General features: G+C 35.4%; 9 protein-coding genes. 2 read left to right on the top strand and 7 right to left on the bottom strand.

The genetic code is table 11. From position 1 onward, the window contains the following. Positions 1-79 precede the first annotated feature (79 nt). Positions 80-1,429, bottom strand: coding sequence for a xylose isomerase (gene xylA / locus HGP29_RS26735; protein ID WP_168885540.1), 1,350 nt, complete (start codon positions 1,427-1,429; stop codon positions 80-82). A gap of 448 nt (positions 1,430-1,877) precedes the next feature. Next, positions 1,878-3,032 (bottom strand): glycoside hydrolase family 26 protein, encoded by a 1,155-nt coding sequence (locus HGP29_RS26730; protein ID WP_168885539.1) that lies wholly within the window; start codon positions 3,030-3,032, stop codon positions 1,878-1,880. A gap of 334 nt (positions 3,033-3,366) precedes the next feature. On the opposite strand from HGP29_RS26730, the gene HGP29_RS26725 reads away from it, so the two are divergent. Together HGP29_RS26725 and HGP29_RS26720 are read left to right on the top strand one after the other, a co-directional pair. Continuing rightward, a complete protein-coding gene (locus HGP29_RS26725; RefSeq protein WP_168885538.1) occupies positions 3,367-4,071 on the top strand; it encodes a phytanoyl-CoA dioxygenase family protein in 705 nt (234 codons plus the stop codon). A 106-nt stretch (positions 4,072-4,177) separates the two neighbouring features. Further along, a complete protein-coding gene (locus HGP29_RS26720) occupies positions 4,178-5,476 on the top strand; it encodes a glycoside hydrolase 5 family protein (protein WP_168885537.1) in 1,299 nt (432 codons plus the stop codon). Between the two features lie 81 nt (positions 5,477-5,557). Here HGP29_RS26720 and HGP29_RS26715 read toward each other — a convergent pair whose 3' ends face one another. The 5 genes from HGP29_RS26715 to HGP29_RS26695 all read right to left on the bottom strand — a co-directional run bounded on the left by HGP29_RS26715 (position 5,558) and on the right by HGP29_RS26695 (position 15,452). Then, the gene (locus HGP29_RS26715) at positions 5,558-6,862 is read right to left on the bottom strand and encodes a glycosyl hydrolase (protein WP_168885536.1); all 1,305 of its coding nucleotides are present in this window, start codon (positions 6,860-6,862) and stop codon (positions 5,558-5,560) included. Between the two features lie 70 nt (positions 6,863-6,932). Continuing rightward, positions 6,933-8,474: a PKD domain-containing protein gene (locus tag HGP29_RS26710; protein ID WP_168885535.1), complete on the bottom strand. Its 1,542-nt coding sequence runs from the start codon at positions 8,472-8,474 to the stop codon at positions 6,933-6,935. Positions 8,475-8,646: 172 nt separating this feature from the next. Beyond that, positions 8,647-10,191, bottom strand: coding sequence for a RagB/SusD family nutrient uptake outer membrane protein (locus HGP29_RS26705; RefSeq protein ID WP_168885534.1), 1,545 nt, complete (start codon positions 10,189-10,191; stop codon positions 8,647-8,649). 15 nt (positions 10,192-10,206) lie between these two features. Beyond that, positions 10,207-13,293 carry a SusC/RagA family TonB-linked outer membrane protein gene (locus HGP29_RS26700; protein WP_168885533.1) on the bottom strand — a complete coding sequence of 1,029 codons (3,087 nt, stop codon included), beginning with the start codon at positions 13,291-13,293 and terminating at the stop codon, positions 10,207-10,209. A gap of 527 nt (positions 13,294-13,820) precedes the next feature. Continuing rightward, a complete protein-coding gene (locus tag HGP29_RS26695; RefSeq protein WP_168885532.1) occupies positions 13,821-15,452 on the bottom strand; it encodes a glycoside hydrolase family 43 protein in 1,632 nt (543 codons plus the stop codon). Between the last annotated feature and the right edge of the window lie 8 nt (positions 15,453-15,460).

The raw sequence follows: 15,460 nt of genomic DNA, 5'->3' as shown, positions 1-15,460 counted from the left end.
AAAGTATAGGTAACCAACACAAGAAGACTCTCCTTGTGTTAGTTATCCATTTACTATATATACTTATTCTCTGAAATGATTAGATATACATATTAATCAAGTTTTCAAGGTATTCTTGCTTACCTGAAGTTGGTACAGGCTCGCCTGTTTTAATTGCGATGTTACGCAAGTCTTCTAGAGACAACTTACCGTCTTCAAATAATTTACCTTCACCATTATCAAAAGAAGCATAACGGTCTGTTCTGATTTTGTTGTACTCAGAATTCTCCAAGATATCGTTAGCGATCAGTAGAGCTCTAGCAAAAAGGTCCATACCACCAATATGTGCATAGAACATATCTGCTAAATCAGTTGAATTTCTTCTTACCTTCGCATCGAAGTTTACTCCACCACCTTTAAAACCGCCAGCAGGAAGAATAATCAACATTGCTTCAACGATTTCATAGATATTATTCGGGAATTGATCAGTATCCCATCCATTTTGGTAATCACCTCTGTTGGCATCGATAGATCCTAATTTACCCGCATCAACTGCTACTTGTAATTCATGAGTGAAAGTATGGCTTGCTAATGTTGCGTGGTTTACTTCTAAGTTTAAGTAGAAGTCGTCTGCTAGATCATATTTCTCTAAGAACCCTAATACTGTAGCTGAATCAAAATCATACTGGTGCTTAGTAGGTTCTGCCGGTTTTGGTTCGATAAAGAAATTACCTTTAAATCCTTGTTTACGAGCATAATCTCTGGCCATCGTTAAGAATCTAGCCATATGTTCTTGCTCACGTTTCATATCAGTATTTAAAAGGCTCATATAACCTTCTCTACCACCCCAGAATACATAGTTTTCACCATCTAAAGCGATAGTTGCATCTAATGCATTTTTCACTTGAGTACCTGCATGAGCAACAACAGAAAAATCTGGATTTGTTGAAGCTCCATTCATATAACGTGGGTTAGAGAATGCATTTGCTGTACCCCATAGTAACTTCATTCCTGAAGCTTCTTGCTTTTGCTTTGCATAATCTACGATGGCAGATAATCTTTTTTCAGATTCTAAAACTGTTGAACCTTCATCAACTAAATCGAAATCATGGAAGCAATAATAAGGAAGACCTAACTTTGTAAAGAATTCAAAAGCAAAATCCATTTTCATTTTTGCCTTTTCTACTGCATCGCCCACATTAGCATAAGGGAAATCACGAGTACCAGGACCAAATGGATCACTACCTTCTCCACACATGTTATGCCAGTAAGCTCCAGCAAACTTGAAATGCTCTTTCATTGTTTTTCCTGCTACTACTCTGTTCTCATCATAGTAACGGAAAGCTAAAGGGTTTCTAGATTCAGGTCCTTCAAATTGGATTTTACCAATTCCTTTAAAAAATTCTTTTTCTCCTAAAATTACTTTTGATTCTGCTGCTGTTTCTAACATGGCTGTAATGTTTAAGTATATGTCTTTAAAAAATTCGCTCTTACCTTCTCAATGAAAGTTTATTTATTGAAATGTCCTTGTAACACTTGCTAGTTAGAAACAATAGGGTTCTGATGTCAAATATCTGATAATGAAATTACAATGAAACCGTGTTCGCAACCGCTCCCGAAACAGTTCCCGATACAAAAAATGCACATTTTCAGTGTTTTTAATCAAATGAAAATCTATAGATAGGAAGGCTTTTTTACAGTAATTCATGTGTTCTTTTTCAATAGTTATCCTCATGATTCTATAGGCAATTCACCATCAGAAATTTCAAGTTTATAATGATAAAAACGATAGTTTATAAAACGAGAAGACATAAAAAAAAGTCACTCAAAATGAGTGACTCGTTTTTAATTAAGTTTGTTTGTCTAGAATGAATGATAGGTACTTATAGTCTCTATAATTATAAATCCGTGTATAGTGTTGGTGACGACATTAAATATTTATCTTTTTCCATTTCGTCTATCCATCTTTTTTTCAAACCTTCATTGATTTGTAATCTTGCATCTATTCCTTTAAATGTTGGGTTTTCAAACCACATTCTATGTTCTTTCCAGTTACAGTTGATATATGAAAAAGCTTTAATCACATCAGGGTTTTCATCAATGGTCTTAAAGAAAGGAATAAACCATTTATCCCAAGCTAATTCTACATCATGTTGATTATTAAAGTCCATTGGTAAAGTTTCATTATCAAACTTCATGTTCGGACCAGAAACCGTTGGTGATGCTTCTGCAATAAATACAGGCTTGCCTTTTTTCCTTGCAAATTCTACCATCTCCTGCTCTCTCCATCGAGAAAAGAATGAAAAAGCACACCAATCCACATATTCATCACCAGGATACCATTCTTCTAATTGATCTGGGGTAGAGACAAAGCCTGTTGATTGCCATACATAAGCAACATTTGTTACACCTTGTCCATCTAGAGTATCCTTTATTCTACGATATGCCTTTAAATACTCTTTCTTGTTGTAATGGTTCCAAGGATGACCATCAAACTCATAGCCAATTCTCAGAAAAACGGGTCTTGGAGCTAATGATTTCAAGTAATTCCCTAACTCTTTGACCATTTCATCATGCTCACCATTAGCAATCTTACCTTCATGGTTAACCATTCCTAAACCAATTGCTAATGCCATATTGGCATAATCTGGATCGCTTAATTGAAGACTCATATTATAATCATTGTCTCCCCAATCATCAGTAGTTTCAATACCGTCTAACCCTTTATGTACAAACCCAAATGTTGTATCTCCGGGTGTTAGGAAAGTGTATGAAGTAAACCCTGCCGGTCTTTTTTCAAAATGATCTAGATAACCATCATTATATTTTTCCAAACCTCCAATAGCTGTCAACTCCTGTCCAATGAAGACCAAAACTTTTCCATCTTCAGGCTCAAACTTGGCTAATGGTCTCTCTCCTTTTTTATTAATACTATTTGACAATAACGGTGGGGTTATTGATGCTTCTCTAATAGATGGATTTTCTTGCTGCTCGACACACCCAGTTAGTCCTATTAATAAAGAAACAGCCCCTATAAAAACTGTTCTCAACATTTTCTTACTATTTATTCCATGAGGGTGACCAACCCATAATACCTTTTCTAATTGTTGAAGAGATAAGTCAAATAACTTCTTTCATTTCGATACTTCAAAGTTCTTCATTTTTGTTTAGTGTATTGATACTGCAAGTTTTCTAGGTGCTACTTCATGGATACGTCAATTAAGCTCTATACACTCTAAACGGCTATTTCTTTCAAGTAATACTACTACTTTGTATTCAAAGTTTTTCATTTCGCTAACTATTCAATCAATCTATTCACCAACTAATGAAAGACAACTTTTGGTTGTGTCCTTAATAATTTCATTAGAAACTTAAACAATACTTATTATGGATGTAAAAAAATTAGCAGAGCAATTCTGGGCCAACGGATATGTAGTTATTGAGGAATACTTTGCCGCTGAACTAATGGACCAGTTAAATAACAAAATCATTACTCATTTTGGAATGGATCCCAACTTTGAACATAACGATGAGTTTTTAGATAAGTCTGCTACTGAGGTGGTTCCTTGGTTTCCTGAAAGAGAAGGAGAAATGGCATTTAGAGAAGTAAATGATGACCCTTTGATGGTTAACCTTACAAAAGAAATTCTTGGGGATGACTGGAATGAATTATACTGTATGATCATGTTCTCGAAAAAAGGAACCAAGGGCCAAGCATGGCATCAAGACTGTCCTCCAGAGAATAAAGCACAATACAATCTAAACCGTCTGGTTTATACTCATGATATCACTGATGAAATTGGAGGACAAACATTAGTTGTCCCTGGTACTCATAAATACGGAGAAATCTCTGCTGGCGTACCTGATGAAGTAATAGAAAACCAGATTGTTCTTAAACCAAAAAAAGGAACAGTAGTACTTCTTCATGGGCATTGCTGGCACAGGGTTTTACCAATTACAGGTACTTATAGAGTATCTACAAATTTTAGAGCAATGCCAGAGGGGACACCTGAAGACATTACTGATATCGCTGTATATCGTAATATGCGTTATAAATTCTCTACATCTGAAGTAGTAGAAGAACGTATCTAATTATTTTCACTTTTTATCTCACACTGCTCACACATGTTCTACAAGTGTGAGCTTTTATTATTATCATTAATAATATTTCTGTGAGCACCGATATAAACTTTTTACAATGAAATTATTCAACTATTGTATTCTTTTGAGCTTTCTCTTTCAATCACAATTATTTGCTCAACAGGATAATCCACGATTAAAATTATTTTATGGAGATCAATTCTTTATAAAAGGTGCAGGTATTGACAATAATGGTCCTCAATATTTTCAGGCATTGAAAAATGCGGGTGGTAATGCATTTAGAACTTGGAGGTCTACCACTGCCGATGTCGAATTCGATTCTGCTGATAAATACAACCTAAAAGTTGCTTTGGGTATCGAAGTCGGCCAGGAATTACATGGTTTCGACTATAATGATAGCACTGCTATTGCACAACAGTTTAATGAAATAAAGGAGAAAGTATTAAAGTATAAAGATGAAAAACAGCTGCTGTGTTGGGTAGTTGGCAATGAATTGAACTTACTATTCAAAGAAGATGGAACTTTAGGTACTGTTAATCCTAAAGTCTATAATGCCTTAGAAGATATAGTTCAATACATTCACAGTGTAGATAGTATTCATCCTGTTACTACTACTTTTGCGGGGATTATATCTGATCATATTAAAGTTGGTTTAGAACGTACTCCTTCTTTGGATTTCATTTCTTTTCAAGTGTATGGTGATCTATCTAATTTACCACTAGCCACCAAAAGACTGAATCTTTCTATTCCGTTCATTATTTCTGAATATGGGCCTTTAGGACATTGGGAAAGGCCTACAACAAAATGGGGACGAGAAATTGAAGAAACATCTACTGAGAAAGCCAAAGGTCTCAGAAATAGGATTAAAACTGCTTATATCAACCAAAAACCAGAGCTATTGTTAGGAAGCTTTGCCTTTTTATGGGGAAATAAACAAGAGCGTACTCCAACTTGGTATGGTATGTTTTTATCCAGCGGAGAATGTGATGCCAGAGTAGATGAGTTAACCTATTATTGGAGTGGAGAATATCCTGAAAACAGAGCTCCTGAGGTCAATAAAATGACAATCAATAATAATATCGCGACGGATAATATCACTGTCTCTCATCAGTTAAACACACTTCAAGTTGAAGTAGAAACTTACGACCACGAAGGTGATGAATTAGTATATAAATGGGAGTTATTAGGTGAAGTAAAAGTAAAAAGTCAGGGTGGAGCTTTTGAACAAAAACCTGAAGTATACCCAATAACGTTTATCGAAAATCAACAAAATAAAATCAGTATTCAACTTCCTAAAGAAGAAGGGGAGTATCGTTTGTTTGTCTATGTATTTGATCAGAAAGGTAAAGTTGGCACTGCCAATGTTCCCTTTTTAGTAACAGATGCGATGGAATAAACTAGAAATAAAAAAGTCATCCTGTAATTATTACGGGATGACTAACACTTATCAAAAACCAGATTATCAACTGTTGTTTTGTTAATTACACACTAAGACTTTAATTCTATTGATCTGTCCGTTAAAGTCTTCAACACTTAATATATACACTCCTTTAGATGCGATAATGTTCAATACATTTTGTTCGGGGTGAAATAATTCTTTCATTACTTTACCTGATGTAGCATCTAATAAGTTTATTCTCTTTACTTTAGAAAAATCTTTAAGATTGACTTTTAAGTTATTCGGTTCATTATTACAAACATACCCCCATTGATAAGGAGTATCATCCGTAGCATTCACAATATCCTTTGGTGGAAAACAATCTGAAGAAATATCAGCGAAAGGGTAACCTATCGTCTCAAATAATTCTGAGTTTCCGTATACCCAGTTTTCTTTTTGCAATTCATTCTCCCAATGTTGTGTCAATGCCTCATTCACTTCGATTCTTGTATCTCCCCAACCTTCACCTTTCCACATCTGTTGGCTATCCCAATCTGTATTGATATAGGCTAAACCTTTAATAATTGGGTTATCATCCATTAATTGAATAAGTGGTTGAAACCATGAATTCCATAATTGATCACCATTAACTGTTTTCAAGTCATATCCTCTTGGTGTAGCCTCGGCGATCATTACAGGCTTCTCATATGTTTTTGCTAGTCGTATTAAATCATTCCCTGCATTTTTCTGAAAATATGAGAAAGCAAACCAATCTACATATTCACTTCCAGGGTAATATCTTTGCATTGTCGAAGTAGAGTGAACTCCATCCGATTGCCATACAAAATCGCAGTTTGCTACTGACTCTTCATCAAATATATCTACGATTCTTCTCCACATATTTTTGAAGTATGTCACACTATAATGGTTATGTTCACCATCAAACTCATAACCTATTCTTAGAAATACTGGTCGATTGGTATTTTTAATCCAATTCGCCATTGTTCTAATTTTATCATCTAAATCTCCGTCAACGATACGCTTTTCTTGATCGACCAAGTAAAGACCTATTACTAATGCAGTACTATCAAAAGTAGCATCGTCTAAGTAAACTTCCCCTGAAACATCCCCTGCTCCATAATTCACTACACTATACAAACCACCCAATGAGGGTAATGAAGTATACGTTGTAATTCCTGCAGGCATCTGACTAAAATGATCAACATAACCATCAGTATATTGATCTAATCCTCCTACAGCTCCTAAATCTTGCCCCATAATAAGTAGACGTTTTCCGTCTACAGGTGCAAATTTAGCGAGACCAGAAAGACATGAATTTCTTGTTTGTCCTATAGTCCATTGTAAGGAGAAAAAACAAATCAAAAATAGGATTCCTTTTCTCATGATATCACCTTTTAAAAAATCCCCCTTCAATAAAGAAGGGGGATGAAAATAATCTATTTCAACTTTTAAATTAGTTTACAGCATTTTCAACTAATTCGAAATCTTTAATGTAGAAAGTACCTGAACGTTTATGTCCTTCACCACCAATTTGGATAATGATTTTATCATAAGTATCTGACTCTGCAGCATCTTCCCAAACTACAGATTGGTCATTTCTGTTCGTTACTTCTAATCCATCATATGAGAATTCTAATTCTACCCACTCGTCTCTAGTATCATCAGAAACTCGTACAGTAGCCTCAGTATGCCAAGCATTACCTCCCATTTTAGTATCATATAACTTCAAGTTCACCATAGAAGCTAGTTTACCTTCAGAATCTGTCCAATCTTCAGCAGAATCATCAACAGTTTCATAATCATTAGAAGATGGGAAGTAAACTTTTAACTTGAATGTGTTATTTGTAGATAGATCCATTCTGTGGTTTAATGTTACTTGAACATCATCTACAGTACCATTTTTAGTATAAGATAAAACTTGAACACCGTCATCAGTAGGGTCAGCAACAAATGCAGTTACAATATCAGCTTCGTTGATAAATGCAATAGTTTCATCACCAACAGTAGCATCCATAGTTCCATTGAATGAAGCAGAAATTGCTCTGTACTCAAGGTCTTTTACAACTTCCTCTGGAGCTTCTTCAACTACATCTTCTTGAACATAACGTAAGTATCTGTAGTTTTTATCTTCTCCATCATTATAGTTTAATACGTTTAAGTATCTAACATATAATTCAGTTTCAGTTAAAGTAACAATCTCATACTTAGTAGGTGTAGCTCCATCAACTTCTTGATAGTACGCCATGTAACCACCATTTGCAATATTTAAGTACATTTTTCCTTCTTCCTCAGTGATTGAGTAACCATATGAGCTTTCACCACCATAAGTAGCTTGGTAGTCATGGAAAGGTGTTGCTTCACCATCTGTTTGCCAGTTATTAATTTGATGCGTTGCACTAACAGCCATTGTATTTGGCACTACACCAAATGTAAAACGAGATTCCATAGTTTCAGGCATTGCAAAACCTTCACCGTTATTACCATTCCAGTGGTCATACTCAGAGTTCCACCAAACTGCTTCTTCTCCATCTGCTGGACCTACACCATGTGAACCATATGCATTTGATAACTTCCATGTTTTACCTTCACCTGGACCATCATTAACACAACCACCTGTTAGTAATGTATAGTATTCGCTATTACAGATTCCTGAAACATCGATTGTAGTTACAGTTACTGTAGTTTTTAATTGTGCTTGATCAGATGCACTATTTAATGTTACAACAACATCGAAATCACCAGTTTCAACATATGTATGTGTTACTGAAGTTTCACCTGAATTTGCAGTTGAACCATCACCAAAATCAAAAGAGTAAGATAGAACATCTACAGGATTCTCTATAGTAAAAGTTACTTCATAGTCTGCACCTTCAGCTTGAGTGTAAGTTAACGTTCCTGTTGGACCTGTTACTGTTGTTTCATTATCATCACAAGCGCCAAATGCGAAAGCAATGATCCCTAAAATAAGCCAATTAACGAAGTTTAATTTTTTCATTTCAATTCAAAGTTTAATGATTTCTTGAGCATTCTATATGCCCATGTAAAAAGTTTAGGCAGTATGGTGCCAGCATGGTAAAAAATTACCATCGAATGAAAGAAGTAGTTTATATCGACCCCGTTAGGAAAATAAGAATTTCACATTTCGACTAACGGGGAGTTATATACTATTAATTACTAGGGTTCCCTACAATCAAACCATCCGTAAGATCGATTTCTGATTGTGGAATTGGGAACTTCTCGTGTACTCCCTGAACATAACCTTCATTAGCCAGTTCAGTTGTAATTTGCCCTGTTCTTACTTGATCAAAGAAACGGTGACCTTCTAATGCCAACTCTAAACGACGTTCATTATAAACATCCTGTAATGTTGGAGCAGCAATAGCATCAAGGCCTACTCTTGCTCTTACTTCATTTAAGTAAGTTGCAGCATCTCCTTTTCCTGTTTCTAAAGCCAATTCTGAAGCGAATAATAATAGATCAGCATATCTAAACATTCTATAGTTTGAATGACCATTATATCTATTATCACCAAAACCAGCTGTAAGTTCTCTTTGAGGTAAGAAGTACTTCTGAGGAGCAAAACCAGTTGTATTGTACCAATCACTGTCATTGTCTCCAGGTTGAGCTACTCTAATTCTTGGCTCACCTTCATATACTTCTTCACCATCATAGATAATTGTCTGCTCTCTACGAATATCATCACCTGCATCTCTAAATGCTTGCTCTAATGCAGCAGTAGGTAGGTTAAAGCCCCATCCTTCTCCAATTGCAGAATCGTTACCCGAATTACCACCAGCTCTTGGAGATTGCATCATATTTTCACCAGCACCTTCACCTTCTCTACTCCAGTTGTTGAAGTTTGATGGTTCGTATTGGATTTCGAAAATAGATTCAGAACCATTTTCTTCCTCTAAGCGCCAAATTTGAGTGTAATCTTCCAATAATGCATACTCTCCTGTTCCGATTACCTCTTTTGCTAAGTTGTAAGCCTCTTCATAAGTACTTTCATCTTTAGAGTAAAGAGCCGCTTTTGCAAAATATGATTTCGCCATACCAGAAGTCGCTCTTCCAAGGTAGTTCTCATCATATTGACTTTTCAGTTTCAGTAAAGTACCGGCTTCTTTAAAGTCTTGAAGAATGACATCGTATACTTCACTTTCAGTAGATCTTCCTGTTGTATTCAGGTTTTCATAATCTTCTAAAGAAGTAAATAAAGGTACACCACCAAACATTTTTGTTAACTGGAAATAGTGCCATCCTCTTAAGAACAGACCTTCACCTCTAATTTGGTTGTAAACTGACTCATCAACAATTGACTTTGCTACCTCAATATTTGAAAGTACTGTATTTGCTCTGAATACACCTGCAAAGTGACGTTTCCAAACAGATTCGAATAATGGTTCAGCGGGGTTCCATTGGAATTTCTGAACTAGTGTCATATAGTCTAAGTCTGTTTCAGATAAACCGCCTTTATCAGCATCATCTGAAGCGATATCACCAAAGATGAAATAGTTGTAGAACTGAACACCATCAAATCTCCACTGAATTGGATCATAACCTGCAATGACCATCAACTCTAAGTTATCTGGATCAGATACAAAAGTTTCCGTTGTTTCTCTCGCTAATGGTTCTCTATCAAGGAAGTTAGAACACCCTGTAGAAGTAAAACCAATAAGCGTACTTGCTATTAATATTTTATATAGATTTCTCATGTTTATTCGTTCAGATTAGAAGCTAATGTTTACACCTGCTGTATAGATTCTTGGAACTGGATAGTTACCTCTATCAATACTAAAGTCGATAGCACTTTGAGCAGTTGATAAGTTTTGACCAATTTCTGGATCGAAACCTGTATACTTCGTTAGTGTAAATAAGTTTTGACCTGCGATGTATACTCTAAACTTGTTCACACCAATTTTCTGTGTGATTTCTCTTGGGATCGTATAACCTAATTGTAAGTTTCTTAATCTTAAGAAATCACCATCTTCTACATAATAGTCTGAATACAACTTGTTGTTTGCTGTACCTGTAACTCTTGGATGCTCATTTGTCGAACCAGGACCATTCCAACGGTTATCATATGTCAGTTTCATATAGTTTGTATTCGGAGCATTTGAGTTGTACTTGATACCATTGAAAATTTGGTGACCACCCATACCTTGTAAGAAGATTACTAAATCAAATCCTTTATAACCTAGGTTTGTTGTTAAACCGTAAGTATATACTGGAATAGTATTACCAAGAATTTTTCTATCATCAGGAGTAATGCTTCCGTCTTCGTTGGCATCAACATAGATTAAATCACCTGCTTTTACATTTGGATTCAATACTGCTCCTGTTGGTTCTTTTTGGTAAACACCTGCAGTTTCGTAACCATAGATAGATCCAATCGAATGACCTTCCGTCGTAATTAGTACATCTTTACCAAAGAATGGTGCAGTGTAGAATGGTGTCTTAGCTCCTGTACTTAATACTTCATTTTTATTGTATGAGTAGTTACCTGTAAGGCTATAAGAGAATCCGCTCTTTGTCTCATCAGACCAACCTAATACCAATTCAACACCTGTGTTTTGCACTGAAGCACCGTTTGTCCAAGGATTTTCAGTAAAACCAGATGAACCTAAGATATCAGCTTGGAAAAGCATATCTAATGTTTTCTTATTGTAGAAATCTACCGAAGTTGATAATCTACTATTAAAGAATGATGCATCAAGACCTACATTCAACTGTTCTGAAGTTTCCCAAATAAGGTTTGTTGTTGGACCAGTAGTAAGTGATGCTCCATCTGCAATAGCACCAGTTCCTGTTGGGTATCTTAAACCATTTGAGATTGTAGAAATCGTAGGGTAGAAACCTAAGTTGTTTGGCATTTTATCGTTGGCAACTTGTCCCCAACCACCTCTAAGCTTAAGATCTTTCACAAAATCCACACCGCTCATGAAGTCTTCATTAGAAACTTTCCAAGCCAATGCGAACGATGGGAATACTCCCCAACGGTTTTCTTCAGTTAATCTTGAAGATCCATCCATACGGAATGAAGCAGTTAATAAATAACGGTCATCATAACCATACATCACACGACCTAAGTAAGACATTATACCTGCATCTTGCGCAAAGTTTCTTGGTGCATTATCTGACTCTTGGTCAACACCTGCATCTAAAAATCTTAAGTATTCAGCATTTGGTAAACCGCTCTTACCACCATTAAAGAATTCATGATACTCATTATATAATGAGAAACCTCCTAGTAAAGTTAAATCATGCTTATTATTCCAATTTCTTTTAAACGTTACTGTATTATCCCAAGTGTAAGAGAAATGTTTCTCCTGACCAATAAACAAGTTTCCAGATTCTCTAGAAAGCTTAAGGTTATTAGTATCTTCAAACTTAGGGTTGAATGTTTTTCTTTCAAGGTAAACTCTGTCCATACCAAACATTGTCTTGAAAGTTAAACCTCTGATTGGTTCTAACTCTGCAAAGAAGTTGGCTAGGTAACGATCTACAATAATATTATCGTTGTTTAATGCTAATCTACCTACTGGGTTTGTAAACTGGTCTGAGATATTAGACGCACCGTATACTTTTCCTTCGTCATTTTCAGGAGCATAAACAGTGGCCATTGGATCCATACTCAACATGTGCATGATTGGATCTTCATACTCATTATTTTGAGGAATTACTTCTTGATCTGAACGGGTAATTACAATGTTAGAGCCTACTGCAAAGATATCTGATACTTGAGATTTAACATTTACTCTACCTGAAAGTCTATTGTAAGCTGAAGGAGCAATAATACCTTTTTGATCAAAGTAGTTAAAACTCATCAAGAACTGTGATTTAGCATTACCACCTGAAGCAGTAAACTGGTAGTTTTGGATAGCTGCTTCCGAAGGCTTACTAAATACTTCATCTTGCCAATCTGTACCAGGACTTTGTTTAAAAGCTTGTAATTCATCGAAAGAATATCTTTCACCTCTTCCATCATTGATACTTGCTTCATTAATTAAAAAAGCTAATTCGTATTGGTTTGTTAAAGGAATTCTTTTTGCCACTTCCTGTACACCTGCATAAGCATCGAAAGAAATGTTTACTTTTCCTTCTTTACCTTTTTTAGTCGTAATAATGATTACACCATTTGCTCCTCTTGAACCATAGATTGCAGTTGCTGATGCATCTTTCAATACATCCATCTTTTCGATATCAGCTGGGTTTAAGAAAGAAATATCTGTTGTTAAAATACCATCAACAACATATAAAGGTGTTGCATCACCAATAGTACCTTGACCTCTAATTGTAATCGTCGATGCAGAACCTGGTGAACCCGAGCTTTGCGATACAGTAACACCAGCTACTTTACCTTGCATGGCCATTTCAGCACTTGGTTCTACGGCTATTGCTAATGCTTCGTTATCAACAGAAGCAACAGAACCTGTAACATCTTTTTTGCTTTGCGTACCATAACCAATTACAACTACCTCTTCCATTTGTTTTACGTCTTCTTCAAGAACAACGTCAATAAATGTTTGAGTACCTATTGTGATTGATTGTTGTTTGTATCCAACAAAAGTAATGCTTAAAACATCTCCTTCATTTGCAGTAATTTTAAAATTACCATCAAAGTCAGTAACTGTACCTTGTGATGTACCTAAAATTGTAACGTTAACCCCAGGTACCGAACCATTATAATCTTTAACTGTACCTTTGATTACTCTCTCCTGTGCTTCGGCAGAGATTGCCAAAAGACCAAAAAGTAAACTCAGAAAATAGAGCTTAGACAGAAAAGAGAAAGGTTTCTTCATTTGTAAATTATTCATAGTATAATTCATTTGCGTCGTTAATCTTTAAGAGTAACATGTGAAGTAAGAAGGACAATTTCATCTCATAAAAAATTGAGAGAGTTAGTAGTGAAATCTTAAAGACAAGTTTTTCATTTCGCTAATGCAATTAAGGAATATTTATACTTGAGATTCAAAAAATGCACTACTTCACGACTACTTCAAGCACTACTCAACTATACTACATGTGTAAAAAGAACACTTCAATCCTTTTATTTCACTCACAGGGCATGTTTTTTCAATATTTTAAGAGACTTTATAGATAATACTCTTAAAAAATCTTTGGATTATTTGTTATTACAAACTCGTCAATCAACTCAAAAATCACTGATAACATGTCTATTAGACCATAAATGCAGTAATGAAGTACTTCAAAATGTACCCGTATTCTCTCAAAAGAGAATAGAATGTAGAAAAACACTTCATTTACCATTAGAAATAAAAAAAACGGTACAAAATGCACCGCCTTTCTACGATTAATTATTAAAATTACTTGATTCAGTAACTCAATGAGTTTCTTCTGTACTTGTTTCTAACTTTTCTTGATACTCCTTATAATGGAAGTAACCAAAAGCAGCTTCTTTTAGCTGTCCAGATAAGTCTTGACAAGTCATTCCTATAAATGATCCAGTGAAAGCAGGACGGTATCTACCAGTCCCATCGTATTGTATATAATCATCAGAAAGAATGGAACCATTTAGCATTGGTCCAAACTCAATAAAATCTTTATCGTTCAGAGAATAGTAAAACTGAATGTTCTCTCTTTCAAATTTTACTTTTAAATAAACCGTCTGATCAATTGGAAAAGATGTTTCCTTCACATCCACTTCGTCGTATTGAAATCTATTCGCAGAAATAATCTGTAATTGTTTTGTCTTTCCATTATCATGAGAAGTAAGATATAAATAATGAAAATGCTGAGTATTATAATAACAGACTAACCCTGCCATTTGCTGAAAGTTCTCAGGAGAGTAATTTAATTTCACTGCTGTTTCTACAGCATGAGATTGTACTCTTCTCGCCACCATACTTTGTGTATGATATGATGATAGAGAGCTTCTCCCTTTTATCACTAACTCACCGTTTTCAATGTTTATCCAAGACTTATCAAAAGGTTCGCGTAGTGACGCGAAGTGTGGTGATAGCTTTTCATTTGCAAAATTTTCTTGGAAAGGATCTTCATTTGAAAATGTGTAATTCTTTCCAATACCTTCTACTTCCAACCTAGGCGCTTTAGACCCTGAGAATGTTCTCGGCCATTCTCCCTTTTCCCAAATGATTTTCTCTATGGATGTTTCTCTTCCCAGTGTACACTTTCCTCGTTTTGTTAACGGTCGCCCTGTAAGAAAGACACAATACCATTCTCCATTTTCCGCTTGGAATAGATCACCATGACCTGATTTCTGAAGTGCATTATCTGGAAAATCTTTTGCTGATACTAATGGATTATTAGGAGCCGTCTCGTAAGTCCCAAATAGCTCCTTTGATCGAGCTATACTGACAGCATGATCATATTCCGTTCCTCCTTCTGCAGTAATTAGATAATAATAGCCATCTTTCTTAATTATATGCGGCCCTTCGGTTAAACCCAACTCAGAACCTTCATAGATATGATGCATTTCACCTACTAATTGTTTGCTTTCTACATCATATTCTTGAATTACGATTCCTCCAAAGAATTTTCCTCCTCTATGATCAACGATCATACTTAAAAAATACTTTTTACCATCATCATCATGAAATAATGAACCATCAAAACCGCAAGAAGTAAGGAATGACGGCTCACTCCACTCCCCAAAAATATTATTAGTCGTTACCACATAATTTGGGGTATCTTTCCATGGTCCTTCAAAGTTTTTCACATTAGAATACACCAAATAAAATGTTCCTTTATCATAAGATAAACATGGAGCCCAAACACCACATGAATCCGGAACACCTCTTAAATCCAATTGGGATAAGCTTTTCAAAGGATGACCTATCAGTTTCCAATTTTTTAAATCCTTCGAATGATGAATCTGAACACCAGGATACCACTCAAATGTTGATGTAGCTATAAAGTAATCATCCCCGACCCTTACAATCGAAGGGTCAGGGTTAAACCCTTTCAAGATAGGGTTTTGTATAATATTTGTCATAATAATTT

The sequence above is a fragment of the Flammeovirga agarivorans genome, from assembly GCF_012641475.1.
Lineage (GTDB): Bacteria > Bacteroidota > Bacteroidia > Cytophagales > Flammeovirgaceae > Flammeovirga > Flammeovirga agarivorans.
Note: the sequence above shows the minus strand (reverse complement) of the source record. Positions and strands in the feature narration are given on the sequence as shown.

What these genes read in the sequence shown, in the direction of transcription:
- HGP29_RS26725 (WP_168885538.1), top strand. Translation starts at nt 3,367, where the DNA reads ATGGATGTAAAAAAATTAGCAGAGCAATTCTGGGCCAACGGATATGTA.
- HGP29_RS26720 (WP_168885537.1), top strand. Translation starts at nt 4,178, where the DNA reads ATGAAATTATTCAACTATTGTATTCTTTTGAGCTTTCTCTTTCAATCA.
- HGP29_RS26695 (WP_168885532.1), bottom strand. Translation starts at nt 15,452, where the DNA reads ATGACAAATATTATACAAAACCCTATCTTGAAAGGGTTTAACCCTGAC.
- xylA (WP_168885540.1), bottom strand. Translation starts at nt 1,429, where the DNA reads ATGTTAGAAACAGCAGCAGAATCAAAAGTAATTTTAGGAGAAAAAGAA.
- HGP29_RS26705 (WP_168885534.1), bottom strand. Translation starts at nt 10,191, where the DNA reads ATGAGAAATCTATATAAAATATTAATAGCAAGTACGCTTATTGGTTTT.
- HGP29_RS26730 (WP_168885539.1), bottom strand. Translation starts at nt 3,032, where the DNA reads ATGTTGAGAACAGTTTTTATAGGGGCTGTTTCTTTATTAATAGGACTA.
- HGP29_RS26710 (WP_168885535.1), bottom strand. Translation starts at nt 8,474, where the DNA reads ATGAAAAAATTAAACTTCGTTAATTGGCTTATTTTAGGGATCATTGCT.
- HGP29_RS26700 (WP_168885533.1), bottom strand. Translation starts at nt 13,293, where the DNA reads ATGAATAATTTACAAATGAAGAAACCTTTCTCTTTTCTGTCTAAGCTC.
- HGP29_RS26715 (WP_168885536.1), bottom strand. Translation starts at nt 6,862, where the DNA reads ATGAGAAAAGGAATCCTATTTTTGATTTGTTTTTTCTCCTTACAATGG.